The following is a 24,531-nucleotide window of genomic DNA, read 5'->3' on the forward strand; positions in this document are numbered from 1 at the left end:
GGCGTCACTTCGCTTGATGAGCTTGCGGCTGCCCCTTCGACCACCAGGTCTCCGGCAAATAGCCCGAGAGCGAGGTGGTCTTGGGCCGTTCTATCCGATTCCAGCGCGCGATCCATTGCTCCGATACGTTAAACAGCGGGATTGTGTAGAAGGCCGCGATCAGAGCGCGGTCGAGCGCGCGCACCGCCGCAACGAAATCCGTATGTTCACGGGCCTCGAGCAGGGCGGCGATCATGGCATCGACGGCGGGATCCCTGGCGCCCATGTAGTTGCGGGTGCCGGGATTGTCCGCCGCCGCACTGCCCCAATAGAAGTACTGCTCGTTGCCGGGCGACAGCGACTGGTCCCAGCGGTTCTGGATCATGTCGAACTCGTAGGCGAGCCGGCGCTGGTCGAATTGCACGGGATCGACCGAGCGCACGCTGGCCTCGATGCCGGCGCGTCTGAGGTCGCGCTGGAAGGCGAGCGCGATGCGCTCTTGGTCGCGCGTCGTGACCATGATCTCGAAGGTGAAGGGGCTCTTGGTCGCGCGATTGCGCAGCACGGTGCCGTCGAGATCGTAGCCGGCCTGCGACAGCAGCTTCAGCGCGGCGCGCAGCGTGGTGCGGTCGCGGCCTGATCCGTCAGTGACCGGCAGGCGGTAGCTGCCGTCCAGGATGTCGGGCGGCATCCGTGCGGCGAACGGTTTGAGCAGCTCACGCTCGCGCGCATCCGCAGGCTTGCCATAGGCTGATAGCTCCGAGCCGGCGAAATAGCCGGCCACGCGCGAATAGAGCCCGAAGAAATAGCTGCGGTTCACCAGCTCGAAATCGAGCAGCAGCGTCAGAGCCTGCCGCACACGGATGTCGGCGAAGACAGGACGGCGGGTGTTGAACACCAGGAATTCGGACGGCTGCGGCAGGCCGGGCTTGACGGTGTCGCGGATCACCTCGCCGCTTTTGGCGGCTGGAAAATCGTAGCCGTCGTGCCAGCGCAGCGGCTCGTGCTCAACGCGGAAATCGTAGAGGCCGCGCTTGAACGCCTCGAACTGCCCGTTGGCCTCGCGAAAATAGTCGAGCCGGATCTCGTCGAAATTGTAGAGCCCGCGATTGATGGCGAGGTCGCGGCCCCAATAATCGGGATTGCGCGTGAGTGTCACGCTGGCGCCGGGCTTCACCGCCGTGACGCGATAGGGGCCTGAGCCAATCGGCGCCGTCAGCGTCGTTTCCTCGAAGGTCGCGACGTCGATGGCGTGCTTCGGCAGGATCGGCATCAGGCCGAGAATCAGCGGCAGCTCGCGGTCGTTGGCGCCTGTCAGGTCGAATCGGACGGTGAGGGGGTCGGGCGCTTCGGCCTTGGCGACCTTGCCGTAGTATTGCCGGTGATTGGGGCGGCCGCGGTCGCGCAGCAGCTGCCAGGAGAACAGCACGTCCTCGGCCGTGACCGGCTTGCCGTCGGAGAAGCGGGCGCGAGGATCGAGACGAAAGGTGACGAAGCTTCGCTCGTCATTGGTTTCGACGGTCCTGGCGAGCAAGCCATAAAGCGTGAACGGCTCGTCCTGCCCGCGCGCCAGCAGGCTCTCGACCACGTAGTTGCGGACCGGCTGCACCGCCAATCCCCTCACGATGAAGGGATTGAGGCTGTCGAAGGTGCCGAGAATGCCCCAGGTCAGACGGCCGCCCTTGGGGGCATCGGGGTCGGCGTAGGGCATGTGGCTGAAGTCGGCGGGCATCGCCGGCTTGCCGTGCATGGCGATCGCGTGGGCCTCCTCGGCCGCGGCGGTGCCTGCCGACAGCATCCCGGCAAGCGCAAGGGCAAGGGCAAGGGCAAGCGTATAGAGGCGGAGGCCGGGGCCCTCGAAGAGGCGCTGGAACATGAACATCGGCACAGAGTGATTCGAGGACCGTCGGGCGAATCTTATCACAGGGAATTTGATGGGGCTTTCGCGCCAGACCGGCCAAAGACGCTTGTCGGCATTGATCTTTTCGTCGGCCACGTTAAGAAGGCACCCAATCGCGCAAGAGCGTCGAGACCGTCACTTATCCGCCTCAATTGACGGGGAGAGAGCCGCGCCCAAGGCGGCCAGGTTCGGCGCTTCGGAGCGGTTCGGGCACTTCCCGTTCAGAAAGGGTTTTCCGCAATGAATTTCCGTTACTTGGCCGCGTCCGTCCGGCCGCGCGGGCGACTTCTCGCCCTGTTGACGGCGACGGCGTTGGCCGTTCCGTTTGCCGCCGAGGCCCAGACCCCTGCGCCGGCCCCCGGCGCCCCCGCCGCGCCCAAGGCCTCCCCGGCCCCGGCTCCGAAGGCGGCTGCTCCCAAGGCAGCTCCCAAGGCTCCGGCGCCCGCAGCATCCCCGCAGGCTCCCCCGCAGCAAGGCGCCCCGCAGCAGGGTGCAGCTCAGCCCGCCGATCAGCAGATCCAGCTGATCTATGCGCCCTGGACCAAGTTCTGCCTCAAGGGCCAGGACGCCAATGCCAAGCAGGTCTGCTTCACCGGCAAGGACGGCCGTATCGAATCGGGCCAGCCGGTCATCGCGGCCGTGATCATCGAGCCGGAAGGCGAGCCCAAGAAGATCCTGCGCGTGACGCTGCCGCTCGGCATGCAGCTCGTGCACGGCACCCGCATCATCGTCGACAGCAACGCGCCGCTGCAGCAGCCCTATGTGATCTGCTTCCAGAACGGCTGCATGTCCGACTACGAGGCCACGCCCGAGCTCATCAACAACATGAAGAAGGGCCAGAATCTCGTTGTCCAGGCGATCAATGCCAACGGCGCGCCGCTGACGCTGCCGCTGCCGCTCGCCGGCGAATTCCAGAAGGCCTATGACGGTCCGCCGACCGATCCGAAGGTGTTCGAGGAAACCCAGAAGAAGCTGCAGGAAGAGCTGCAGAAGAAGGCCGAAGAGCAGCGCAAGAAGCTCGAGCAGCAGGGTGGTGGCGCACCGGGCGCGGCTCCGACCGGTCAGAAGTAATCGGGAGCAAATCCCGGACGTGAAAAAGGCGCTCGGTTCGAGCGCCTTTTTTGCTGGCCGACGATCACGACGATCAGTTCAGCGAGGGATTGCGCGGGCGATAGCCGCCGGCCTTGTCCTTGACGAAGATCTCGGCGACCTGGGAATGCCGGACCGGCTCGCCGGAATCGTCCGGCAACAGGTTCTGCTCCGAGACATAGGCGACGTATTCGGATTCCGCGTTCTCCGCGAGCAGGTGATAGAACGGCTGGTCCTTGTGGGGCCGCACTTCCTCGGGAATCGACAACCACCATTCCTCGGTGTTGTTGAATTCCGGATCGATGTCGAAAATCACCCCCCGGAACGAGAAGATCCGGTGGCGAACGACCTGTCCGATCTGGAATTTGGCGGTCCGCGCTTTAATCATCCCCCGTCGATAGACCAGGATTGTGGCCGATGCTAGTGCCCTCAGCTGGAATTAACCTTCGTCTCCGGGGCGGATAGCCCCCAAGCCTTCAGAAAAAACTTCAGCAATGGTCGATATCCTCAATCTGGCGCTGCCTTATTTCGGCTTGATCTTCGTCGGTTTCGCTTGCGGGAAGGTCAAGTCCATCCCGGAATCGGGGCTCGCCTGGATGAACTTCTTCCTACTCTACGTGTCGCTGCCGGCGCTGCTGTTTGCGATCATGTCGAAGACGCCGTTTTCGGAATTGAATAACCCGCCGTTCCTGGTGGCGACGACGCTGGCGACGGTCGCGGCATTCACGCTGGCGCTGGTGGTCGGCAAGCTGCTCGGACGGCTGACGCTGCGCGAAGCGACGCTCGCGGGCCTCTCCGGCGGCTACGGCAATATCGGCTATATGGGCCCGGGCCTCGCGCTCGCGGTACTGGGGCCGAAGGCGGCCGCGCCGACCGCGCTGATCTTCTGCTGCGACAGCATCTTCCTGTTCACGATCGTGCCGCTCTTGATCGAGCTTTCCGACCGCGACCATCCCTCGCTCGTCCATGCTTTCGGCGTCGTGCTGAAGCAGATCGTGCTCAATCCGCTGATCATGTCGGCTTGCTTCGGCGCGGCGGTGGCGGCGCTGCATATCGAGCTGCCGGTCGCGCTCGACCGCACCATCACCTTCCTGCAGAACGCGGCCGCGCCGACCGCGCTGTTCGTGCTCGGCGTGACCGTGGCGCTCCGCCCGTTCGATCGGGTGCCGTGGGAGGTGCCGGGCGTGATCGCGGTCAAGCTGCTGATCCATCCGCTCGCGGCGTTCGCCCTGATGCTGGCGTTCGGCCCGTTCGCGCAGCCCTGGGCCGCCACCGCCGTGCTGATGGCCGCGCTGCCGCCGGCGCTCAACGTGTTCGTCATCGCCCGGCAGAACGATGCCTGGATCGAGTCCGCCTCCGTCGCGGTGCTGCTCGGCACCTTCGCCTCGGTGGTCACGCTGACCAGCGTGATGTGGGCGATCCAGACGGGACGGTTGGCGTTTCCTTGATGGTGATGAGATTGGCTTGATCTCTTCCGCGGGGCGGTGCGCTCCCTCTCCCGCTTGCGGGAGAGGGTCGGGGAGAGGGCTCTCTCCGCGTCGGGATTGTCGAGAGTGCAGAAAAAATCCCGTCGCGGAGAGAGCCCCCACCCGGCGCTTCGCGCCGACCTCCCCCGCAAGCGGGAGAGATTGCACCGAGCCAGCGGTGAAGTCGTCCAACCTAACGCGCTTCGGAGCTACCTGCGCCAGGTCGGCGTCAGGCCTTCGCGCATGGCGAAGCGCCGGAGCGGGCCGATGGCGCCGAGGAGGTGCATGCCGACGGCGCGGACGGGCTGGAGCGGCAGGAAGTCGTTGAGCAAGGAGCGGTTGGCGATGTCGATCGCAAAGGTACGGCTCAAGATGTCCGGACGCCGCGCGCGGTCATAGCGCTTGAGCACATCGTCGGCGCCAGGATCCTGTCCCGCGGCGATGGCCTCGCCCGCGAGCCGGGCAATGTCGGCGGCATCGCGCAGGCCGAGATTGAGGCCCTGGGCGCCGATCGGCGGCACCACATGGGCGGCTTCGCCGACCAGCGCGATACGGTCGCGGCCGAAGCATTTCGGACGCTCGATCGCGAGCGGGAACAGGTTGCGGCCAGGCTCCACATTCATCCGTCCCAGGATCGAATGCGACTGTTTCTCGATCGCCGCCGACAGCGCCTCGTCGCTCAAGCCGCGCAGCCGTTCAGCCTCCGCAGGCGCTGCGACCCAGACGATGCTGGAGCGGTCGCCGGGCAGGGGCACGAACACGCAAGGCCCGTGCGGCGTGTGGAACTCGGTCGAGACGTTGCGATGCGGCCGGGCATGGCTGATGTTGAAGGTCAGCGCAGTCTGGTTCAGCTCGCGCCGAGTCACGGCGATACCAGCAGCCTCGCGGCACAGCGAGTGCCGGCCGTCGGCGCCGACCACGAGGCGCGCCGAGAGAAACTGTCCGGACGCCGTGCGCAGCGCGACGTCGTCGGCCTCGATGACGACGCTTTCGGCCTCGTCGTCGAAGCGGACGAGATTGGGCAGCTCGGCCGCGCGCGCTTCCAGCGCCAGCATCAGCGAGCGGTTGTCGATGTTGTAGCCAAACGCAACGAGGCCGATTTCGTGACAGGAGAAGCGCACCTCGGGGCTGCGGAACAGCCGGCCGGTGTCGTCGACGAGGCGCATGACTTCCAGCGCAGCCGCCTTGTCCCTGCAGCGCGACCAGACGTCGAGGCCTTCCAATAGATCGATGGAGGGGCCGAGCAATGCGGTGGTGCGATTGTCGGCATAGGGAACGCGGCGCGCCACCAGTGCGGTCCGGGCACCCGCCTGCGCCAGGGCGATCGCCGCGGCAAGGCCGGCAGGTCCGCCGCCGATCACGGCCGCGTCATGGAGTGTCGATGCGTCTATCATGGAACGACATTTGACACGCCGGGCGGCAAATTCAAGCCTACCTATATTTCCCTGATTTTATGGCGAATTTTGCGATCGTGCGCCGCAATGGCGGATGTGCAAACCGGTCGCATTCTGATAGCAGAAGCCATGGATATTCAGCAGGATTCCCTGAAGCCGAGACCGGTGATCCGCGCCGCAGCCTTCTCGGTGCACATCTTCACCGCCTTCGGCGCGGCAATCGCGCTCCTGGCGATGCTGGAGGCCGTGCGCGAGCACTGGGCGGCGATGTTTCAATGGCTGGGCGTCGCCCTGATCATCGACGCGATCGACGGGCCGATCGCGCGGCGGCTCGACGTCAAGAACGTGCAGCCGAACTGGTCGGGCGACGTGCTCGATCTCGTGGTCGACTTCTGCACCTATGTCTTCGTGCCGGCCTATGCGATCGTTGCGAGCGGCATGCTGCTGCCGGTGGCGGCTCCCTTGCTCGGCATCGCCATCATCGTGACCAGCGCGTTGTATTTCGCCGACCAGCGCATGAAGGCCGACGACAATCATTTCCGCGGCTTCCCGGCGCTTTGGAACGCGGCCGCGTTCTATCTGTTCCTGCTGCATTGGCCGCCGCTGTGGGCGACGCTGCTGGTCGCCGCGCTGGTCGTGCTGACGTTCGTGCCTTTCCATGTGCTGCACCCTGTCAGAGTGGTGCGGCTGCGCTGGCTGACGATGTCGCTGATCGCGGTCTGGGCGCTGCTCGCCTTCTACACGCTGCAAATGGATTTTCGCGTCGGCACCGGGGTGACCATCGTGCTCTGCGCCATCGCGCTCTGGATCAGCTTCAGCGATGCCTTGATCCGGTTGGCGAAATCCCTGGCGAGATTATCGGCGTGATGGAGCTGCTGACCAGCCCGGAAGCCTGGGCCGCGCTGCTCACCTTGACGGCGCTCGAGATCGTGCTCGGCATCGACAACGTCATCTTCATCTCGGTGCTCGTCTCGCGCCTTCCCGAGAAACCGGCGCAGCGCGCCCGCCAGATCGGGCTTGCGCTGGCACTGGTCTTTCGCCTCATCCTGCTCAGTCTCCTGGTCTGGCTGATCGGCCTGACCGCTCCGGTGCTCTCGATTCAGGGCTATGCTTTTTCCTGGCGCGATCTCATCCTGATCGGCGGCGGCCTCTTCCTGATCGCCAAGGCCACACATGAGATTCACGGCGAGGTCGAATCCGATCACGACGCGAGCGAGAAGGACTCCACAGGCAGCGCCTTCTTCTGGGTGATCGTCCAGATCGTGATCATCGACATCGTGTTCTCGCTGGACTCGATCATCACTGCGATCGGCATGGCCGAGGACATCAAGATCATGATCGCGGCGGTCGTGATCGCATGCGCGGTCATGTACGTTTCGGCGGGTCCGGTGGCGCGATTCGTCGCGGAGCATCCGACCACCAAGATGCTGGCACTGGCCTTCCTGGTGTTGATCGGCGTCGCGCTGGTTGCGGACGGATTCCACTTCCACATTCCGCGCGGCTACATCTATTTCGCAATAGCGTTCTCGGCGGCGGTGGAGTTCTTCAACGTGCTGGCCAGGCGCAACCGCCGGAAAGCCGCCAAGTAGTCGCGTTGGGTCGTTCCAGTCGGCGTCGAGTTGACAAGGCGGGCGCGATAGCTTTCGCTCAGCCGCACGAAGAGGAGGTCAGGTGATGACGAAAGCCATCCGTGTGCACAAGGTCGGAGGCCCCGAAGCCCTGGTCTATGAGAGCGTCGACGTGCCGGCGCCCGGGCCCGGCGAGGTGCGCATCCGCCAGCACGCGGTCGGCCTCAACTTCATCGACGTCTATTACCGCACTGGCCTCTACAAGGCGCCGGGGCTGCCCTTCATCGCCGGCAATGAGGCCTCCGGCGAGGTGGTCGCGGTCGGGCCAGGCGTGACGAATTTTCATCCCGGCGACCGCGTCGCCTATTACCACAATCTCGGCGCCTATACCGGCGAGCGCAACATCCCCTGGGAGAAGCTGGTCAAACTGCCCGATCACATCACCTACGAGCAGGGTGCCGTGCTGATGTTGAAGGGGCTGACGGTCTGGTATCTCCTGCACAAGACCTTCAAGGTCGAGCCGCATCATCGCGTGCTGGTCCACGCCGCCGCCGGCGGCATCGGCCTGCTCGCCTGCCAATGGGCGAGGGCGCTTGGCGCGCATGTCATCGGCACCGTCGGCTCGCGCGAGAAGGCCGAGCTTGCGGAGGCCAATGGCTGCGATCACGTCATCCTCTACAACGAGGAGGATTTCGTTGCGCGCGTGAAGCAGATCAGCCGCAACGAGGGCTGCGACGTCGTCTATGACGGCGTCGGCAAGGCGACGTTCCCGGGCTCGCTGTCCTGCCTGAAGCCGCGCGGCATGTTCGTCTCGTTCGGCAATGCGTCGGGCCCCGTGCCACCGTTCGCGATCGCCGAGCTCAACAATCACGGCTCGCTGTTCGCGACGCGGCCGAAGCTCAACGATTATGTCGGCACGCGCAAGGAACTGCTCGAAGGTGCCGACACCCTGTTCGCCGCGGTCATCAACGGCAAGCTGCACGTGCCGATCAACCACGCCTACGCGCTCAAGGACGCCGCCAAAGCGCATATCGATCTCGAAAGCCGCAAGACCACCGGGGCTTCGATCTTGAAGCCGTAGCTCTTTCGGCATCGGCGGTTTCGTAGGGTGGGCAAAGGCGCGGAGCGCCGTGCCCACCATCTTCATTGCGGTGAAAAATGGTGGGCACGCTTCGCTTTGCCCACCCTACAGCACTACGCGACGCGTCTTGCCGCGCCGGCCTTGGTCAAGATCGCGTCGAGACATTCGATCATCTCGGCGATCTCTTCCTTCGTGACGTTCAGCGCCGGCATGAAGCGCAAGCTGTCGACCTGCGGCGCGTTCAGCAGCACGCCGGCCTCGAACGCCTGTGCGACGATGCCGGGTGCGATCGGCAGCTTGAGATCGAGCGCGAGCAACAGGCCGCGTCCGCGCACGCCGCCGAGGCCATGCCGGGCCGAGACCTTCTGCAGGTCGCTTTCGAGCAGGAGGCCGGTCTCGGCGACCTGTTTCAGGAAGTCGGGCTTCTTGACCTCCTCGAGCACCGCGAGGCCCGCCGCGCACATGATCGGGTTGCCGTTGAACGTGCCGCCCTGGTCGCCGTGCTCGAAGCATGACGCGCGTTCGGTCGCGAGCAGGGCCGCGAGCGGCACGCCGCCGCCGATGCCCTTGCCGAGCGTCATGATGTCGGGCGCAATGCCGGTGTGCTCGTAATGGAAGAGCTTTCCGGTCCGGCCCATGCCGGTCTGGATCTCGTCGAAGATGAGCAAAAGGCCGTGCGCCTCGGTCAGCGCGCGCAGCTGCTGCAGGAACTGATCGGTCGCAGGCCACACGCCGGATTCACCCTGGATCGGCTCGAGCATCACGGCGACGGTGTTGGCGTTGATCAGGGCTTCGACCGAGCCGATGTCGTTGAGCTTGGCCTTCTTGAAGCCCGCGACCTTCGGCTCGAACAGCGGCTCGAACGCTTTCTTGCCCGAGGCCGACATCGTCGCCAGCGTTCGGCCGTGGAAGCCGCCTTCGAAGCTGATGATCTCGAACGCGCCGCCTTTGTGCAGGCTGCCATATTTGCGCGCGAGCTTGATCGCGCCTTCGTTGGCTTCAGCGCCCGAATTGGCGAAGAACACTTGATCGAACGCGCTGTGCTCGACCAGCGCCTGCGCCAGCTTCAGGCTCGGCTCGTTGTAGAAGGCCGGGCTCGGCGTCAGCAGCCGCTTGGCCTGAGCTGCGAGCGCGTCGGCGATCGCGGGCGGGGAATGGCCGAGGCAGTTCACGGCCCAGCCCTGCACGAAATCGAGATAGCGCTTGCGGCTGTCGTCCCAGAGGTAGGAGCCGGCGCCGCGGACGAACACGGTCTTGGGCCGTGCGGTGATGTCCATCAGCGCGTCATACGGATGCGTGGTCATGTCGTACTCCTCTGGAGGCGGGTGGAAAAAAGGGCGCAAAAAGCAGAAAGGCCGCACCTTGCGGGTGCGGCCTTTCTCGAAAAGTAGCTGAATCCAGTGGTTCAGCGGCGTCCTCGGACATGGCGCACCCTCTCGTCGTCGCGGGAGCGACGGCGGAGCATTTCGGTGCGCTGGTTGGTCCGGGCGTTGATCATGGGGCGGGTCCGTACAGCCGAATGGCAGGACTTGTCAAGCAGGCTTTTTTCAAGATGCACGCCGAGCGTGCATCGGTCAGGTCGGGTGCGCGGCTTCCTCGGCCTCTGCATCGCCCCAATCCGCGTCCGCGATTGCGGTGTCGATCAGCTCGCCCCGCAGCAGCTTGAGCGGCGAATTCCAGTACAGCGCGATGTTGTGGAAGGGGTCGGTCAGCACCTTGAACACCCAGACCAGGCCCGTCGTGACGTCGCGGGTGGCGAAGAGCTGCAGCATGCGCGCAAGTCCGCCGCCGATGCCGATGGCGAGCCAGAGCGCGCCGACATGCCGGACGAAATCGAGGCGGGACGCCGGCGCATCGAACAATCCGAACAGCGTCGGAAAAGCGAACAGCGCAAGCGGCGCGCTGCCCCAGACCAGCAGCAGCACGATCTTGCGGGTCTGGTTGTAGCCGACCTTGACCGCTTCCTTGTAGTGGTTGCTGACGTCGTTGACGGCGTCATAGCCGTTCGGCTCGAAGAAGAAATGCCCGGTCTGCCGCGTCAGCATCGCGAGCCAGCCGACGATGCCGGCGAGAGCAGGGTCCTTGAACAGCAGGGCATAGCAGCCGAGGAAGATGACGGCGCTGATCAGGTGCAGCGTCTGGTTGACGGTGCTTTGGTGGTAGAAGCGGTAATCGTCGAAGCGCTGCGTGCGCAGCATGTCCGAGAGGCGGCTCATCCTCATCCCTCGCTCGCGTTGAAGACGCGGGCAGAGTTAGGCCGAGTCCGTGACCGCTGCGTGAATGCATTATAGTGTCACATTCCTAACGTGACGATTACTCGACACTGTAATGCGAGAACACATCGGCGATGCCGGCGTTGATCGCCTTTGCGGCCGCGATGTCGCGCTCGGCGCCTTCGCTGTCACCCTTCTTGCGCTTCGCCAGTCCGCGGCCGTAGAGCGAGCCGTCGAGCCCCGGCTTGATGCTCAGCGCGGCATCGTAATCGGCGATCGCCGCGTCGAGATTGCCGAGCTTGAGATGGGCAAGGGCGCGGCTGTCCAGCGTGTAGGCATCGTTGGGAGCCATCTTGAGCGACTGCTCGCAATCGGCCAGCGCCTCCTGCAGACGGCCGACGATCGCGCGGGTGAAGCAGCGCGAATTGAACACGTCCGCGCGGTTCGCATTCGCTCTGATGGAGCGGTCGTAATCGTCGAGTGCCAGCGCCACGGCGCGCTCGGGCTCGCCACGTCGCCGAAACATTTCGCCGCGATTGGCGAGCGCGTGCACATCGTCGGGATTGGCCTTGAGCAGGGCCGAGCAGCCGGCGAAGCGCCGGTCGTCACTGCCTCCGCCGTCGTTTGCGAAGCACCACTGGCGGGCCTGCGCGGTGGATGGTGATCGCGCGTCGGCGGGGGCCGGCAGCGCGAGTAGGGTTATCGTCAGGCCGAGTGCGGACAGCTTGAGGAGAATCCCTGACGTTTCATCGTGTTTCATTGTTTCTCGCGTCGAAACCATTGCGCCTCTAGCGCGTTTGTGATCGAAGGACGCGACTTGGTTCGAACCGAATGCATCACCGCCCAGACCAAGAAGGCGGGACCAACCAGATAGCTCAAAGCCTTGTCCGATACGCCCTATCCGATCGACCTCGACAGCATTCGCGGCGCGTTTCCGCCTGGCATCGAGGCGCCGCCGCTGCTGGTCGACTTTGCGGCTTGGCTGAAAGGGCGCCCGTGGGGCAGCGTCGGCTGCTTCTCGCTGCAGGGCCAATTCTCGGACTCCGCGCCGATCGTCGACGGCAGTCCCTTGCGTGACCGGTTCTCGCTGTTCATGCGCCTGCCTGACGGCTCGGTCGTCGGCGGCTGGTATGGCGCGGGTCTTGATCGTGACAATCCACCGATCGTCGGGCTGGGATCCGAGGGTGACTACGAATTGCTGGCGCCGAGCCTCGATGCGCTGCTGACGAGGCTGACGTCGCAGCAATTCGACAGGGCCTGGAGCGATCTGAAGCCGCATGACGATGTCGAGCCTCAGACCCTCGAACTTGCGCAATGGCTCGCTGGACAGCCCGTTGGGGACAAGGCGGCGTGTGACGACGGGCCCCCGGAGCTGCCTGATTTCCGCGGCTTCATGGAAAAATGGAGCCGGGACCGCGAGGACTATTGGGCCAACCATCGCATGATGGCCGAACTCGGCTGGCGGCTGGCCGCCCATCTGCCCAAGGGCAAGAATGCCTGGGATAAGACGCGTTTCGAGGTCGCAATCGTCGGCAAGCAATACCAAGCGCGCGTGCTGACGCGCGGGCCGCAGCCGTTCGAGGAAGCCGCTTCGATCGAATCCCTGCTGCGCGAGCTGCGCGAACAGATGTGGAAGGCTCAGCCTGAGCTCGGGTTATGGTACGCGATGAGGTTCGGACTCTACACCGACGGCCGCGTCATGCCGAGCTTCGAATACGATGTACGCCCGACCATCGACGGCGAACCGGCATTGCTCTCCGAGGCGAAAGCCGATCTCGCCCGTGCACCAAGGCCGGAGCGCTGGGTGCCGAAATGGCTGGCGTGATTGTCTCCACACTGTCATTGCGAGCGTAGCGAAGCAATCCAGACTGTTCCCGCGGAGGGATTCTGGATTGCTTCGCTACGCTCGCAATGACGGAACGCGGTCAGAACCCCGCGACGCTGCCGTGCAGATCGTATGCGTCGGCGCGCTCGATCTTCGCCGTGACGATCTCGCCGACACGCAAGGGACGGCGGCTGGAGAGATAGACTGCGCCGTCGATCTCGGGCGCATCGGCCTTGGAGCGGCCCTTGGCCACCGTCGGGCCGACCTCGTCGATGATGACCTGCTGGCGCGTGCCGACCTTGCGCTTCAGCCGGCGCGCAGAGATCTTCTGCTGCCGGGCCATCAGCGCATTGTAGCGCTCCTGCTTGACCTCTTCCGGCACGGGGTTCTCGATCGCGTTCGAGGTGGCGCCGGCGACCGGCTCGTATTTGAAGCAGCCGACGCGGTCGATCTCGGCCTCGTCCAGCCAGTCGAGCAGATAGGCGAAATCGGAATCGGTTTCGCCGGGGAAGCCGACGATGAAGGTCGAGCGCAAGGCGAGATCGGGACATTCCTCACGCCAGCGCTTGATCCGCGCCAGCGTCTTGTCCTGCGCCGCCGGGCGTTTCATCGCCTTCAGGACCTCGGGGCTCGCATGCTGGAACGGAATGTCGAGATAGGGCAGCACCTTGCCTTGCGTCATCAGCGCGATGACCTCGTCGACATGCGGGTAGGGGTAGACATATTGCAGCCGGACCCAGGCTCCCAACTCGCCGAGCTCGCGCGCGAGGTCGAGGAATTTGGCGCGGACCTGGCGGTCCTTCCACGGGCTCTCGGCATATTTGAGATCGACGCCGTAGGCTGAGGTGTCCTGCGAGATCACCAGGAGCTCTTTGACGCCGGCGCCGACGAGGCGCTCGGCCTCGCGCAGCACGTCATCGGCGGGGCGCGAGACGAGGTCGCCGCGCAGCTTCGGAATGATGCAGAAGGTGCAGCGGTTGTTGCAGCCCTCTGAAATCTTCAGATAGGCGTAGTGGCGCGGGGTCAGCTTGATGCCCTGCGGCGGCACCAGGTCGAAATGCGGATTGTGCGCCGGCGGCAGCGCGCGGTGCACGGCGTCCAGCACGCTCTCATATTGCTGCGGGCCGGTGATGGACAGCACGCCCGGATAGGCCTGCTCGATCGCTTCCGGTTCCGCGCCCATGCAGCCGGTCACGATCACCTTGCCGTTCTCGGCCATGGCCTCGCCGATCGCCGAGAGCGATTCCTGCTTGGCGCTGTCGAGGAAGCCACAGGTGTTGACGATGACGATGTCCGCCCCGTCATGCTTGCGGGCGAGCTCATAGCCCTCCGCGCGCAGCCGCGTGATGATGCGCTCGGAATCCACTAAGGCCTTGGGACACCCGAGTGACGTGAATGAAATGCGCGGCGCTCTGTCCATGTAATCGCCTGGAGCCTATCTGAATTGTCTGGATTTGCGATCCAAGTAATTGAACCGATGGCGAAATTCAACAACTAACGTATGCGGCGCGCGGCTAAAGCAGTACGCGCGCGTAGTTGGCGTGATCGGCCAGTCACCAGCGACGGTATTACTGACTGACGGTTCCTGGTCTGGAAGCTCTTCGGATCGAGCGAGTGGAGGATCCGAGGTGAATTGCTCGAACACGCCCGTTTTGGTTGTTATTCGGTTTCTTGCTTGATTTCACGGAGCTTAACCACTATGCGCCGCTTCATCTTCGGCTTGGCTTTCGTCACCGTTTCCTATGGCGCCATGTTTCCGGCCCGCGCTGAAGTCGACAAGATCATCCATGTCTGCGATCGGCAGGAACGATTGTGTCCGGAATTCAGGCCTCGCGTGAAGGCACCCGACGGGTGGACGAGGGATGAGGCCGCGAGTCTCAAATACGGCGCATCGATGTTCGTTCCCAAAGGGAAGACATTCGGTAAAGCAGAAGCAATCATCTATGCCGAAGGCCGCTATAACGAGGACCGCACCGAACTGGTTCAATGGATCGCAACGAGCGATAGCGATTGGGCGACGACATCCGGCAAGAATGCCAAGATCACTACGCTTCCCTCGGTCAACCCCAAGGTCGTCATCAACCGCTACGACAATCCATCCCTGAAGGACCAGCCGGTTGAAGTGATCGCGCATTACGCTGATCTCGACAAGGACGGCAATTCCTACGTCGTGCGGCTAGCAGTCTCCGGCCGCACTGAGGCGGCGGTGCTGGCCGCGGTGCCACTTCTCGACAAGATGATCGTTGGCGCGAAGATTCCGTGAGAGCATGAGTTCTGCTTCGCAGCTGAAGGCTGCGCGAGCGTTTTCTTGCGGGAGGGCGGCACGGAGAGTTTACATTCGTCGTGTCAGGGACACCCGAGCGACCCGAAGCTGACCTTGGGCGCAGCCGTCTGATCCATATCTAATCTGCCTGATTGACCGGCCTGAGCTAGTCCCAATTGCCCATAATTACAACCCTTTGCAGGGCGATCCGGCGTGCTATGGATGAATCAGCTGCCGTGAGTGAGCCATGAGCGCCGAACAGTCGCCCAAAATCGTGATCGTCGACGAAAGCCCGATCCGGGCCGCGATCCTGGAGGAGGGATTGCGCGAGGCCGGGTTTACCCAAGTCGTCCATATCAGCGAGATGCAGAGCCTGCTGGCCCGTATTTATGCGGCGGACCCCGACATCATCGTGATCGATCTCGAAAACCCCAGCCGCGACGTGCTGGAGGCGATGTTCCAGGTCAGCCGCGCGGTGAAGCGGCCGGTCGCCATGTTCGTCGACCAGAGCGATTCAGCCTCGATCCAGGCCTCGGTCGAGGCGGGGGTGTCGGCCTATATCGTCGACGGGCTGAAGAAGGAGCGCATCAAGCCGATCCTCGACCTTTGCGTGTCCCGTTTCAACGCCTTCGCCAAGCTCCAGGAGGAACTGGAGCGCACCAAGTCGCAGCTCGAGGACCGCAAGATCATCGAGCGCGCCAAGGGCATTCTGATGAAGGTGAAGGGCCTGACCGAGGACGAGGCCTATGTGCTGCTGCGCTCCACCGCGATGCGCGAGAAGAAGAAAATCGGCGAGATCGCGCAGTCGATCATCACCGCGTCGGAGATGCTGAAATGACCGTCCCCCTCCGCATCGGGTTCATTCCGCTGGTCGATGCCGCCGCGCTGATCGTCGCGGTCGACAAGGGCTTTGCCGCCGCCGAGGGGCTCGAGGTCGAGCTGGTGCGCGAGGTCTCCTGGTCCAACGTCCGCGACAAGCTCAATATCGGCCTGTTCGATGCCGCGCATCTGCTCGCGCCGGTGGCGATCGCGTCCTCGCTCGGCCTCGGCCACGTCAAGGTGCCGATCGCCGCGGCCTTCAATCTCGGCATCAACGGCAATGCCATCACGGTGTCGCCGGCGCTCCATGCCGCGCTGATGGAGGAGATCGACGGCGATCGCTTCGACCCGATGGCGACGGCGAAAGCGCTGGCGAAGGTGGTTGCCAAGCGCCGCACGGCAGGGGCCGAGCCGCTCACCTTCGGCATGACCTTCCCGTTCTCCACCCACAATTATCAATTGCGGTTCTGGATGGCGGCGGCGGGCGTCGATCCCGACGAGGACGTGCGCCTCGTGGTGCTGCCGCCGCCCTATATGGTCGACAGTCTCAAGAACGGCCATGTCGATGCGTTCTGCGTCGGCGCGCCCTGGAACTCGGTCGCGGTCGATCTCGGCATCGGCCATATCCTGCATTTCGTCGCCGACATTTTGGTGCGTGCGGCGGAGAAGGTGCTGGCGGTCCGCCAGACCTTTGCCGACAAGAACCCGGACGTGGTCGCAGCCCTGGTGCGGGCAGCCGTGAAGGCCGCCGAGTTCATCGAGCATCCCGAGAACCGGACCGAGGCGGCGCAGATCCTGGCCCAACCCGAACGGATCGGCGTCGACGCCGAGGTCATCCAACGCACCCTGACGGGGCGCCTGAAGATCTCGCCCGATGGCACCTTCCGCGAAAGCGGCCGCTACCTGCTGGTCGGACGCGAAGGGGCAGGGCGTCCCGATCCGGTCCAGGCCGCCTGGCTCTATGCCCAAATGGTGCGCTGGGGCCAGACGGCGCTCACCCCTGACGGGGTCAAGACGGCGATGGCGGTGTTCAGGCCCGATCTCTACGACGCGGCGCTCGGCAACAGGGCGCCGCCTGAGGCTCCCGCAGCGTTCGGCGCCTTTGCCGGTCCGGCCTTCGACCCCGCCGATATCCGCGGGCATCTCGAGGCCTTCGGTGTCGGGCGCTGGAAGGCCTGATTCGCGGTTGCTTCGCTTTTGAGCATCTAAGATCCTTGGCTAATGTTTGAGCTGGCTGCTCGTATTTCAGGAGAGTTCCCAAGCCAGCAGTTTCCGGGTCACGTCCTAATTATCTGAAACTTCATTGGTTTTTATTTCGACCAAGCTGGCACGCAACTTGAATGTTGCGCTGCGGCCAGCTTGTCATAGGTGCCTGCTGAGCCAAGTCCCGCAGCAACGAAGCTGATCGGACCGTGAGTGACGAAGCCGGCTCCTGAGCCAGCCTGACGTTCCTCGCGGGTCGCGCAATCCGTCGAAGCCACCGAAGGTGGCCGCAGGAGCTTCGTTACACACCATGAAAATCGATACGGTCTCAGTCGACTTTACCGACGAGCAGAAACGCTATCTCGAAGGCTTCACGACCGGCCTGCAGATCAGCCGCGTCGGCCGCGGCCTTGGTGGTGGCGGCAGCGGCAAGGCGAATGCCGAGCCTGTGGGTCCCGATGCCGTGCACATCAAGGCGCAGGACAAGGTGATCGCGTCGGGCAAGAAGCTCGCCGATCAGGAGAAGTTCAAGCGCGACGAGCACCCCTTCGACGCCTACCCGCGGCTGCGCCAGCAGGCGCTCGACAACACCCCGCCGAGCCCGGCGGACAATTTCCGCTGGCGCTATTACGGCATCTTCTATGTCGCGCCGACGCAGGACTCCTACATGTGCCGCCTGCGCATCCCGAACGGCATCATGAAGCATTGGCAGCTGTCGGGCCTTGCCGATCTCGCCGACGAGCTCTGCGGCCCCTACAGCCACGTGACGACGCGCGCCAATCTCCAGCTGCGCGAGATCCCGCCGAAGCACGCGATCAGAATGATCGAGGGCATCCAGGAGCTCGGCCTGTGCTCGCGCGGCTCCGGCGCCGACAACATCCGCAACGTGACGGGAACGCCGACCGCTGGCATCGATCCGCAGGAAATCATCGACACGCGGCCCTATGCCCGCGAGTGGCACTACCACATCCTCAACGACCGCTCGCTCTACGGTTTGCCGCGCAAGTTTAACGTCGCCTTCGACGGCGCCGGCCAGATCGCGGTGCTTGAAGAGACCAACGACATCGCCTTCACGGCCTATGAGGTGAAGGACGGTTTCGGCGTCGAACCCGGCGTCTGGTTCCGGCTCGGCCTCGGCGGTATCACCGGCCACAAGGATTTCGCGAAATATTCCGGCATCATCGTCAAGCCGGAGCAGGCGACCGCCGTCGCCGACGCCATCGTGCGCGTGTTCATCGAGCATGGCGACCGCACCAACCGCAACAAGGCACGGCTTAAATACGTGCTCGACGCAATGGGCCATGACGGCTTCCTCAAGCTGGTCGAGGAGCGGTTGAAGACGCCGTTCACGCGCGTGCCGGAAGAGGCGTTCGCGCCCCGGGCCGCGGCGGACCGCATGGCGCATATCGGCGTGCACAAGCAGAAGCAGGACGGCCTCAACTGGATCGGCGTATCGCTGACACTCGGCAAGCTCACCTCCGATCAGATGCGGGGCCTCGCCAAGGTGGCGCAAGATCTCGGTGACGGCGAGATCCGGCTCACGGTCTGGCAGAACCTGTTGATCTCGGGCGTGCGCGACGCGAATGTCGAGCTCGCCATTGCTGCGATCAAGCAGATCGGGCTCGCGGTCGAGGCCTCGCACATCCGCGCCGGCCTGATCGCCTGCACCGGCAATGCCGGCTGCCGCTTCGCGGCGTCCAATACCAAGCGCAATGCCGCCGAGATCGGTGACTGGTGTGAGCCGCGCGTCGCCATGGACAAGCCGGTGAACATCCACCTGACCGGCTGCCATCATTCCTGCGCGCAGCACTACATCAGCGACATCGGACTGATCGGCGCGCGCGTGCCGATCGATGAGGAGGACACCGTCGAGGGCTATCACCTCTTCACCGGCGGCGGGTTCGGCCCCGACGCCGATGTCGGGCAGGAGGTCTATCACGACCTCAAGGCCGAGGACGCACCGAAGACGGTCGAGGCGCTGCTCAAGGCCTATCTCGCCAATCGCGCCTCGCCCGACGAAACCTTCCTCTCGTTCGCGCGCCGCCATGACGGCGAAACGCTGCGCAAGCTTGCCGATGCACAGGTGTCCGCATGAACCAGATCACGCCTCCGCCGAAACTCGATATCATCCCCGCCAGCGCGCCATTCTCCGACGCGCAACGCTCCTGGCTGAACGGCTTCTTTGCCGGACTGCTCTCGCCTGATGTCGCAACGCCGCTGTCGGCAGAGCAGGGCGCCGCCGTCATGCAGGCCGGTGACGGCGACGACGGCGAAGCGCCGTGGCACGACCAGACCATGCCGATCGCCGAGCGAATGAAGCTTGCCGAAGGCCGTCCCTTGCGCCGCAAGATGATGGCGGCGATGGCACAGCAGGATTGCGGCCAGTGCGGCTACAATTGCCACGATTATTCGGAAGCGATCGCGAGCCGCAGCGAAGCGCGGCTCAATCTGTGCGTCCCCGGCGGCAAGGAAACCGCGCGGATGCTGAAGTCGCTGTACGAGGAGCTCGACAAGGCGCCCGCGGCCAAGACCACCGACAAGAGCACTGACAAGGCCGGCGCTCCGGCACCGGCTGTGACCGTGACGATCGCAGAGCCCGGCCGCTCGCGCGACAATCCGATCCAGGCGACCTTCCTGTCGCGCCGTCTTCTCAACAAGGGCAAGTCGGAGAAGGAGACCTATCACATCGAGTTCGATCTCTCCGAGGGCAAGCTCGACTATGTCGTTGGTGACAGTTTTGGCGTCTTCCCGCGCAACGACGTCGGCCTCGTCGACCAGATCATCGCGCTGCTCGGCGCCTCCCACACGACCAAAGTCAACGGCAAGACGCTGCGCGAGGTGCTGATCGACGACGTCTCGCTGTCGCCGGCGCCCGACACTCTGTTCGAGCTGATCTCCTTCATCACCGGCGGCGCGCAGCGCGAGAAGGCGCGGGCGCTGGCGCAGGGAGAGGATCCCGATGGCGATGCCGCGACGCTCGACGTGATGGCGGCACTGCAGAAGTTTTCCGGCACGCGGCCGCATCCCGAGGCCTTCGTCGAGGCGCTGGAGCCGCTGCAGCCGCGGCTCTACTCGATCTCGTCCTCGCACAATGCGACGCCGGGAAAGCTGTCACTGACGGTGGACTCGGTGCGCTACGTCATCGGCAAGCGCAGGCGGCTCGGCGTCGCCTCGACCTTCCTCGGCGAGCGGATCAACGAAGGCGAGAAGCTCAAGGTCTATGTGCAGAAGGCGCACAATTTCGGCCTGCCGCAAGATCCGAAGACGCCGATTATCATGGTCGGTCCCGGCACCGGCATCGCGCCGTTCCGCGCCTTCCTGTTCGACCGTAAGGCGACCGGCGCGCCCGGCAAGAACTGGCTGTTCTTCGGCCATCAGCGCAGCGATTGCGATTTCTTCTATCAGGACGAGCTCAACGCCATGAAGACCTCAGGGCTTCTGACGCGCCTGTCGCTGGCCTGGTCGCGCGACGGCGAGAAGAAGTTTTACGTGCAGGACCGCATGCGCGAGGTCGGCCGCGAATTGTGGACCTGGCTCGCCGAGGGCGCGCATCTCTACATCTGCGGCGATGCCAAGCGCATGGCCAAGGACGTCGAGCGCGCGCTGGTCGACATCGTCGCGCAGTTCGGGGCACGTTCGACCGATGAAGCCGTCAGCTTCGTCGCCGAGCTCAAGAAGACCGGCCGCTTCCAGGCTGACGTGTACTAGTCGGACGACTCCTCTCGGGGTTGGGCGTCATCCGATTGTCATCCGTCCCGGTTCCAACTGGCTTGGATTCTAACGAATAAGATTCTCGGAACCTGCTGGTGAAGAGAATTTGCATCTGCGATGGGGGGCCTCCAGAGAACCCTCATCGCTTTTTACGCCACCGTCTTGCCTCCCGCCCTGGTTGTTCCTTCATACTCCCGCAAATGGGGCGTTGGAGATCGACCATGCGCGAACTATCGGCGGAAGCCAGGCTGCACTTCTACGCGCGCTCGCTCTCGCGCCGGACCGGGGCGAGCATGCACCACGTTGCGATGTACAGCGCGTTTGCGGTGATCGCGGCGATCGTGTTCGGGACGCTGTCGGTGCATCCGTTTTGATGTGTCTGCGTAGGGTGGGTTAGCCGAAGGCGTAACCCACCACTTGTATGGCTGCAGCAGAAGAGGTGGATTACGCTTCGCTAATCCACCCTACGTTACCGAGCGTTTGTTACACTCCGCGCTTGAACGGCGCCACCTCGATCCCCGCAGCCTTCAACGCCTGCCGCAACGTCCGCGCGATCTCGACCGCGCCGGGCGTGTCGCCGTGGATGCACACTGTATCCGTGCGCATCTTGATGACCTTGCCCGTGACCGACACCACCGCGCCGTCCTGCACCATGCGTACCACGCGCTCGGCGATCGCCTTGGCGTCGTGCAGCACCGCGCCGGGCTTCTTGCGCGAGACGAGGTTGCCGTCATCCTCATAGGCGCGGTCGGCGAACACCTCGTGCACCATCGGCAGGTTGGCGTCTTCGCCGGCCTTCACCAGCTTCGAATTGGCGAGCACGACGAAGATCAGGCTGGGATCCACCGCCTTGATGCCGGCGGCGATCGCCTTCGCCGTCATGTCGTCCTCGCAGGCGACGTTGGAGAGCGCGCCGTGCGCCTTCACATGGGTGACCTTGTAGCCGGCCGCAGTCGCGATCGCCTGCAACGCGCCGATCTGATAGGCGACGAGGTTCTCGATCTCGGAGGCCTTGAGCCCTGCGATCGGATGCCGGCCGAAGCCGTGCAGGTCGCGATAGCCGGGATGCGCGCCGACCGAGACGCCGCGCGCCTTCGCAAGCTCCACCGTCCGGCGCATGATGTCGGGGTCGCCGGCATGGAAGCCGCAGGCGACGTTGACCGAGCTTGCCAGCTCGATCATCGCGGCGTCGTTGCCCATCTCCCACGCGCCAAAACCTTCGCCGAGGTCGCAATTCAGATCGACTGTCTTCATGGGTTGCTCTCCGCCTCTGGTCTTGTTGTCGCTTACGGCTCCGCCGTGACCTGCCACGTCCCGGCATCGACCGCGCTGACCGCATAGCCCGCCACGTTAGCATCGCTGAGCGCCTCGATGTTGAGGGCGACGATGTCGGAGGAGCGCAGGCGATCGGGCAGGCTGCGGATCGCTTGCGCGAACTTGCGCGCCTCGTCCTGCGCTTCGGCCATGCTGACCGCCTGGAAGCGGAACGCGGTTCCTGCCGAGGTCTGGGCGAGGCGGCCGATGTCGGCCGTGATCACGGTTGCGATCTTCGGATAGCCGCCGGAGGTGCCGCGATCCATCATCAGCGCGATCGGCGCGCCGTTGCCGGGCACCTGGATGCTGCCGTTGACCGTGCCGTCGGAGACGATGTTGTGGCCGTGCAGATGCTTGATCGCGGGGCCCTCGAGGCGGTAGCCCATGCGGTCGGAGGTCGCCGAGATCTTCCATTCGCTGTCCAAGAACAGCGCCTTGTTGGCGTCGTCGAACTCGTCGTCCTGAGGACCCAGCAGCACGCGGATCGGGCCGCTCGCCGGCTTCGGCAGCTCGATGCGCAGCTCCGGTGCGCCGCTGGCGGCATCCACAGTGAACTCGTCACCGGCCTGGAGCGGGCGCGGGTAGGGGCTGCCGAGGCCGGCGCGGGCGTTCACGGCAAGACTGCCGAACACCGTCTCGCCCTTGATGGCGCCTTCGATCGCGAGATAGGTGAAGGCGCCGCCGCGGGCAAAGCCGAGCGTCAGCGTCTCGCCATCCTTGAGCGTCACCGAGGTGTCCATCGCGACCGGGCTGCCGGCGATGTCCGCATTGCGCGGCGCGCCCGATATCGCCACGCGCACGGCGCCGTCGCGGGCGGTGAAGGAGGCACCGAACGGGCCGATCTCGATGGCGGCCGCGAACGGCTCGTTGCCGACCAGCGTGTTCGCCGCCGCAAGCGACAGCCGGTCCATCGCTCCGCTCACGGTCAAGCCGTAGCGCTGCGCGCCGTGGCGGCCGCCGTCCTGGACCGAGCTGGCAGGGCCGATGCTGGCAACGACGAGCCGGCTCATGCGTCCACCTGCTCGGCGACGATCTCGCCGGCTTCCGCAGCGCGGTCCATGTCCTCGAATGTCTTGTGGTCGATCGGGTAGAACGTGACGCGGTCACCGGGCTCGGTGAGGAAGGTCGGATTGCGGTGGAGCTGATAGGTTCGCACCGGGGTGCGGCCGAGCAGGTGCCAGCCGCTCGGGGCGGCCAGGCACTGGATGCCGGCCTGAACGCCGCCGATCGAGATCGTGCCTGATGGCGTCAGCAGCCGTGGCGATTGCCGCCGCGACATGTGCAGGAATTTGTCGAGACCGCTGAGATAGGACCAGCCCGGCGTGAAGCCGATCATGGCGACTTTATAGTCGCCGCCCGAATGCCTGATGACGATGTCATCCGGCGTGGTGCCCAACGTCTTGGCGACGTCCTCGAGGTCGATGCCGTGCTCGCCGCCATAGGCGACCGGAACGCGCCAGCGGCGCGCTTTGGTGACCGGCGGCAGCGGCCGGGTGGCGATCGGGAGGATCTTTTCGCCGAGCGCCTCAAAGCCGATCTCGCCGGGATCGTAATGGACCAGCAGCGAGCGATAGGTCGGCACGGTCTCGGTGATGCCGTCGATGGGCGCAGCTAGCAGCGCCTTGTCGAGCGCCAACACGCGCTGGTTGGCATCGTCGTCGATGGTGCGGCTGAACTCGACCGTGACGGCACTGTCGCCGCTGGGCAGAAGGCGGGGCGGGGGAAGCGTCGCGGCCATTGAGCTGTCAGAGCGCTGTCGTAATCGGGCTTCTCGGGAATGCGGGCTCGACCTTGAGTTCCGCTTGTCCCTGCTTCGCGTAAATGTGCCCGCAAGTCCAATAAATTAATGCAAGGGGAAGCGATAAAGCCTTGTTATCGCATCGCATAACGGCGCTGCGGCCCTGCGTAATTGCTAGCCTCTTGGCCCTTGACGCAAAGCTCGCGGCTCGCAAGATGCGCGCGTTCTGTCCCGCACCTTGGAGCTCGTTCTCGTCCATGTCGCTGTCCCCCGAAGCCCGCAAGACCCTCGCCGGCATCACCACCGCCACCATCACCACGGTCCTGCTGAAGAAGGGCCTGCGCAATGTGTGGATGCGCGGCGCGCGTCCGTTGCGGCCGGGCCTGCCGCGGCTGGTGGGACCGGCCTTCACGCTGCGCTTCGTGCCGGCGCGCGAGGATCTGGCGACGCCGGAATCCTGGTCGTCGCCGATCTCGACCCGCACCGCGATCGAGGCGATGCCGGAGGGCTGCATCGCCGTGGTCGATGCCATGGGCATCACCGATGCCGGCATCTTCGGCGACATCCTTTGCGCGCGCATGGTCAAGCGCGGCGTCACCGCGCTTGTCACCGACGGCGTGGTGCGTGACGTCGAGGGCGTGCTTGGCACCAATTTGCCGGTTTGGTGCGACGGCTATGCCGCGCCGCCGTCGGTTGCAGGCCTCACTTTCGTCGGCTGGGGCGAACCGATCGGCTGCGGCGGCGTTGCCGTCTTCCCGAACGACATCGTGGTCGCCGACCAGGACGGCTGCGTGCTGATCCCGCAGGCGATGCTCGACCACGTCCTCAATGAGGGCGTCGAGCAGGAGCGGATGGAAGCCTGGATCGTCAACGAGGTGAACAACGGCGCGGTGCTGCCGGGCCTCTATCCCATGAACGCCGAAACCAAGGCGCGCTACGCCGCCAGCAAGAAGTAACGGACAACGGAA

23 protein-coding genes are annotated in these 24,531 nt (G+C 64.7%); 13 read left to right on the top strand and 10 right to left on the bottom strand.

The window, feature by feature from the left end; genetic code table 11:
- Positions 1–4: 4 nt before the first annotated feature.
- Complete coding sequence (locus ACTEK7_RS02620) at positions 5–1,861, bottom strand: extracellular solute-binding protein (RefSeq protein WP_225147208.1); 1,857 nt, start codon at positions 1,859–1,861, stop codon at positions 5–7.
- A gap of 258 nt (positions 1,862–2,119) precedes the next feature.
- Between ACTEK7_RS02620 and ACTEK7_RS02625 the strand changes: the two genes are divergently transcribed.
- Positions 2,120–2,950: an invasion associated locus B family protein gene (locus tag ACTEK7_RS02625; RefSeq protein ID WP_036012492.1), complete on the top strand. Its 831-nt coding sequence runs from the start codon at positions 2,120–2,122 to the stop codon at positions 2,948–2,950.
- A gap of 73 nt (positions 2,951–3,023) precedes the next feature.
- On the opposite strand, the gene hspQ is transcribed toward ACTEK7_RS02625, so the two are convergent.
- Positions 3,024–3,356 carry a heat shock protein HspQ gene (gene hspQ, locus ACTEK7_RS02630; protein WP_024341905.1) on the bottom strand — a complete coding sequence of 111 codons (333 nt, stop codon included), beginning with the start codon at positions 3,354–3,356 and terminating at the stop codon, positions 3,024–3,026.
- 106 nt (positions 3,357–3,462) lie between these two features.
- On the opposite strand from hspQ, the gene ACTEK7_RS02635 reads away from it, so the two are divergent.
- Complete coding sequence (locus tag ACTEK7_RS02635) at positions 3,463–4,416, top strand: AEC family transporter (protein WP_128261615.1); 954 nt, start codon at positions 3,463–3,465, stop codon at positions 4,414–4,416.
- A 227-nt stretch (positions 4,417–4,643) separates the two neighbouring features.
- Here the strand turns inward: ACTEK7_RS02635 and ACTEK7_RS02640 are convergent, their stop codons facing one another.
- The gene (locus tag ACTEK7_RS02640; RefSeq protein WP_225148725.1) at positions 4,644–5,828 is read right to left on the bottom strand and encodes a UbiH/UbiF family hydroxylase; all 1,185 of its coding nucleotides are present in this window, start codon (positions 5,826–5,828) and stop codon (positions 4,644–4,646) included.
- Between the two features lie 129 nt (positions 5,829–5,957).
- Here ACTEK7_RS02640 and pcsA point away from each other — a divergent pair, with 129 nt between their 5' ends.
- The 3 genes from pcsA (at position 5,958) to ACTEK7_RS02655 (ending at position 8,477) form a co-directional block, all read left to right on the top strand.
- Entirely contained in the window at positions 5,958–6,695 is a 738-nt protein-coding gene (gene pcsA / locus ACTEK7_RS02645) for a phosphatidylcholine synthase (RefSeq protein ID WP_225145716.1), read from the top strand.
- Positions 6,692–7,417 (top strand): TerC family protein, encoded by a 726-nt coding sequence (locus ACTEK7_RS02650; RefSeq protein ID WP_036012482.1) that lies wholly within the window; start codon positions 6,692–6,694, stop codon positions 7,415–7,417. Before pcsA ends, ACTEK7_RS02650 begins: the two co-directional genes overlap by 4 nt.
- Positions 7,418–7,502: 85 nt before the next feature.
- Positions 7,503–8,477 carry a quinone oxidoreductase family protein gene (locus ACTEK7_RS02655; RefSeq protein ID WP_036012480.1) on the top strand — a complete coding sequence of 325 codons (975 nt, stop codon included), beginning with the start codon at positions 7,503–7,505 and terminating at the stop codon, positions 8,475–8,477.
- A 113-nt stretch (positions 8,478–8,590) separates the two neighbouring features.
- Here the strand turns inward: ACTEK7_RS02655 and ACTEK7_RS02660 are convergent, their stop codons facing one another.
- From ACTEK7_RS02660 to ACTEK7_RS02670, 3 genes are all read right to left on the bottom strand, one after another.
- Positions 8,591–9,781: an acetylornithine transaminase gene (locus ACTEK7_RS02660; protein ID WP_225148726.1), complete on the bottom strand. Its 1,191-nt coding sequence runs from the start codon at positions 9,779–9,781 to the stop codon at positions 8,591–8,593.
- Positions 9,782–10,051: 270 nt separating this feature from the next.
- Complete coding sequence (locus ACTEK7_RS02665; RefSeq protein ID WP_225148727.1) at positions 10,052–10,693, bottom strand: hypothetical protein; 642 nt, start codon at positions 10,691–10,693, stop codon at positions 10,052–10,054.
- Positions 10,694–10,790: 97 nt separating this feature from the next.
- Complete coding sequence (locus tag ACTEK7_RS02670) at positions 10,791–11,450, bottom strand: tetratricopeptide repeat protein (RefSeq protein WP_225148728.1); 660 nt, start codon at positions 11,448–11,450, stop codon at positions 10,791–10,793.
- Between the two features lie 123 nt (positions 11,451–11,573).
- On the opposite strand from ACTEK7_RS02670, the gene ACTEK7_RS02675 reads away from it, so the two are divergent.
- Positions 11,574–12,515, top strand: a complete 942-nt coding sequence (locus ACTEK7_RS02675; RefSeq protein ID WP_225148729.1) for a hypothetical protein — start codon at positions 11,574–11,576, stop codon at positions 12,513–12,515.
- A 100-nt stretch (positions 12,516–12,615) separates the two neighbouring features.
- Here ACTEK7_RS02675 and rimO read toward each other — a convergent pair whose 3' ends face one another.
- Complete coding sequence (gene rimO / locus ACTEK7_RS02680; protein ID WP_225148730.1) at positions 12,616–13,935, bottom strand: 30S ribosomal protein S12 methylthiotransferase RimO; 1,320 nt, start codon at positions 13,933–13,935, stop codon at positions 12,616–12,618.
- A 279-nt stretch (positions 13,936–14,214) separates the two neighbouring features.
- Between rimO and ACTEK7_RS02685 the strand changes: the two genes are divergently transcribed.
- From ACTEK7_RS02685 to ACTEK7_RS02710, 6 genes are all read left to right on the top strand, one after another.
- Positions 14,215–14,778 (top strand): hypothetical protein, encoded by a 564-nt coding sequence (locus tag ACTEK7_RS02685; protein ID WP_036028100.1) that lies wholly within the window; start codon positions 14,215–14,217, stop codon positions 14,776–14,778.
- Positions 14,779–15,025: 247 nt separating this feature from the next.
- On the top strand, positions 15,026–15,616 hold the full coding sequence (locus tag ACTEK7_RS02690) for an ANTAR domain-containing response regulator (protein WP_036012463.1): 591 nt from the start codon (positions 15,026–15,028) through the stop codon (positions 15,614–15,616).
- Positions 15,613–16,776 carry a CmpA/NrtA family ABC transporter substrate-binding protein gene (locus tag ACTEK7_RS02695; RefSeq protein WP_225148731.1) on the top strand — a complete coding sequence of 388 codons (1,164 nt, stop codon included), beginning with the start codon at positions 15,613–15,615 and terminating at the stop codon, positions 16,774–16,776. Before ACTEK7_RS02690 ends, ACTEK7_RS02695 begins: the two co-directional genes overlap by 4 nt.
- 334 nt (positions 16,777–17,110) lie before the next feature.
- Entirely contained in the window at positions 17,111–18,895 is a 1,785-nt protein-coding gene (locus ACTEK7_RS02700; protein WP_225148732.1) for a NirA family protein, read from the top strand.
- Positions 18,892–20,508 (top strand): sulfite reductase subunit alpha, encoded by a 1,617-nt coding sequence (locus ACTEK7_RS02705; RefSeq protein WP_036012449.1) that lies wholly within the window; start codon positions 18,892–18,894, stop codon positions 20,506–20,508. Before ACTEK7_RS02700 ends, ACTEK7_RS02705 begins: the two co-directional genes overlap by 4 nt.
- 224 nt (positions 20,509–20,732) lie before the next feature.
- Positions 20,733–20,885 carry a hypothetical protein gene (locus ACTEK7_RS02710; protein ID WP_036028094.1) on the top strand — a complete coding sequence of 51 codons (153 nt, stop codon included), beginning with the start codon at positions 20,733–20,735 and terminating at the stop codon, positions 20,883–20,885.
- Between the two features lie 109 nt (positions 20,886–20,994).
- On the opposite strand, the gene ACTEK7_RS02715 is transcribed toward ACTEK7_RS02710, so the two are convergent.
- Genes ACTEK7_RS02715 through ACTEK7_RS02725 form a run of 3 tightly spaced genes read right to left on the bottom strand, consistent with a single transcriptional unit; the run spans position 20,995 to position 23,563 of the window.
- The gene (locus ACTEK7_RS02715; RefSeq protein WP_225148733.1) at positions 20,995–21,765 is read right to left on the bottom strand and encodes a LamB/YcsF family protein; all 771 of its coding nucleotides are present in this window, start codon (positions 21,763–21,765) and stop codon (positions 20,995–20,997) included.
- A 32-nt stretch (positions 21,766–21,797) separates the two neighbouring features.
- Positions 21,798–22,835: a 5-oxoprolinase subunit C family protein gene (locus ACTEK7_RS02720; RefSeq protein ID WP_225148734.1), complete on the bottom strand. Its 1,038-nt coding sequence runs from the start codon at positions 22,833–22,835 to the stop codon at positions 21,798–21,800.
- On the bottom strand, positions 22,832–23,563 hold the full coding sequence (locus ACTEK7_RS02725) for a 5-oxoprolinase subunit B family protein (RefSeq protein ID WP_225148735.1): 732 nt from the start codon (positions 23,561–23,563) through the stop codon (positions 22,832–22,834). The genes ACTEK7_RS02720 and ACTEK7_RS02725 overlap by 4 nt, the downstream gene beginning before the upstream one ends.
- A 257-nt stretch (positions 23,564–23,820) precedes the next feature.
- Here ACTEK7_RS02725 and ACTEK7_RS02730 point away from each other — a divergent pair, with 257 nt between their 5' ends.
- The gene (locus ACTEK7_RS02730) at positions 23,821–24,519 is read left to right on the top strand and encodes a ribonuclease activity regulator RraA (RefSeq protein WP_036012452.1); all 699 of its coding nucleotides are present in this window, start codon (positions 23,821–23,823) and stop codon (positions 24,517–24,519) included.
- The last annotated feature ends 12 nt before the right edge of the window (positions 24,520–24,531 follow it).

Source organism: Bradyrhizobium sp. JHI2711, from assembly GCF_056156565.1.

Coding starts and splice junctions, on each gene's coding strand:
- ACTEK7_RS02620 (WP_225147208.1), bottom strand. CDS start 1,861: ATGTTCATGTTCCAGCGCCTCTTCGAGGGCCCCGGCCTCCGCCTCTAT.
- ACTEK7_RS02690 (WP_036012463.1), top strand. CDS start 15,026: ATGAGCGCCGAACAGTCGCCCAAAATCGTGATCGTCGACGAAAGCCCG.
- ACTEK7_RS02730 (WP_036012452.1), top strand. CDS start 23,821: ATGTCGCTGTCCCCCGAAGCCCGCAAGACCCTCGCCGGCATCACCACC.
- ACTEK7_RS02725 (WP_225148735.1), bottom strand. CDS start 23,563: ATGGCCGCGACGCTTCCCCCGCCCCGCCTTCTGCCCAGCGGCGACAGT.
- ACTEK7_RS02685 (WP_036028100.1), top strand. CDS start 14,215: ATGCGCCGCTTCATCTTCGGCTTGGCTTTCGTCACCGTTTCCTATGGC.
- ACTEK7_RS02720 (WP_225148734.1), bottom strand. CDS start 22,835: ATGAGCCGGCTCGTCGTTGCCAGCATCGGCCCTGCCAGCTCGGTCCAG.
- ACTEK7_RS02705 (WP_036012449.1), top strand. CDS start 18,892: ATGAACCAGATCACGCCTCCGCCGAAACTCGATATCATCCCCGCCAGC.
- ACTEK7_RS02670 (WP_225148728.1), bottom strand. CDS start 11,450: ATGAAACACGATGAAACGTCAGGGATTCTCCTCAAGCTGTCCGCACTC.
- ACTEK7_RS02695 (WP_225148731.1), top strand. CDS start 15,613: ATGACCGTCCCCCTCCGCATCGGGTTCATTCCGCTGGTCGATGCCGCC.
- ACTEK7_RS02710 (WP_036028094.1), top strand. CDS start 20,733: ATGCGCGAACTATCGGCGGAAGCCAGGCTGCACTTCTACGCGCGCTCG.
- ACTEK7_RS02635 (WP_128261615.1), top strand. CDS start 3,463: ATGGTCGATATCCTCAATCTGGCGCTGCCTTATTTCGGCTTGATCTTC.
- ACTEK7_RS02655 (WP_036012480.1), top strand. CDS start 7,503: ATGACGAAAGCCATCCGTGTGCACAAGGTCGGAGGCCCCGAAGCCCTG.
- ACTEK7_RS02715 (WP_225148733.1), bottom strand. CDS start 21,765: ATGAAGACAGTCGATCTGAATTGCGACCTCGGCGAAGGTTTTGGCGCG.
- ACTEK7_RS02640 (WP_225148725.1), bottom strand. CDS start 5,828: ATGATAGACGCATCGACACTCCATGACGCGGCCGTGATCGGCGGCGGA.
- ACTEK7_RS02625 (WP_036012492.1), top strand. CDS start 2,120: ATGAATTTCCGTTACTTGGCCGCGTCCGTCCGGCCGCGCGGGCGACTT.
- pcsA (WP_225145716.1), top strand. CDS start 5,958: ATGGATATTCAGCAGGATTCCCTGAAGCCGAGACCGGTGATCCGCGCC.
- hspQ (WP_024341905.1), bottom strand. CDS start 3,356: ATGATTAAAGCGCGGACCGCCAAATTCCAGATCGGACAGGTCGTTCGC.
- rimO (WP_225148730.1), bottom strand. CDS start 13,935: ATGGACAGAGCGCCGCGCATTTCATTCACGTCACTCGGGTGTCCCAAG.
- ACTEK7_RS02660 (WP_225148726.1), bottom strand. CDS start 9,781: ATGACCACGCATCCGTATGACGCGCTGATGGACATCACCGCACGGCCC.
- ACTEK7_RS02665 (WP_225148727.1), bottom strand. CDS start 10,693: ATGAGCCGCCTCTCGGACATGCTGCGCACGCAGCGCTTCGACGATTAC.
- ACTEK7_RS02700 (WP_225148732.1), top strand. CDS start 17,111: ATGAAAATCGATACGGTCTCAGTCGACTTTACCGACGAGCAGAAACGC.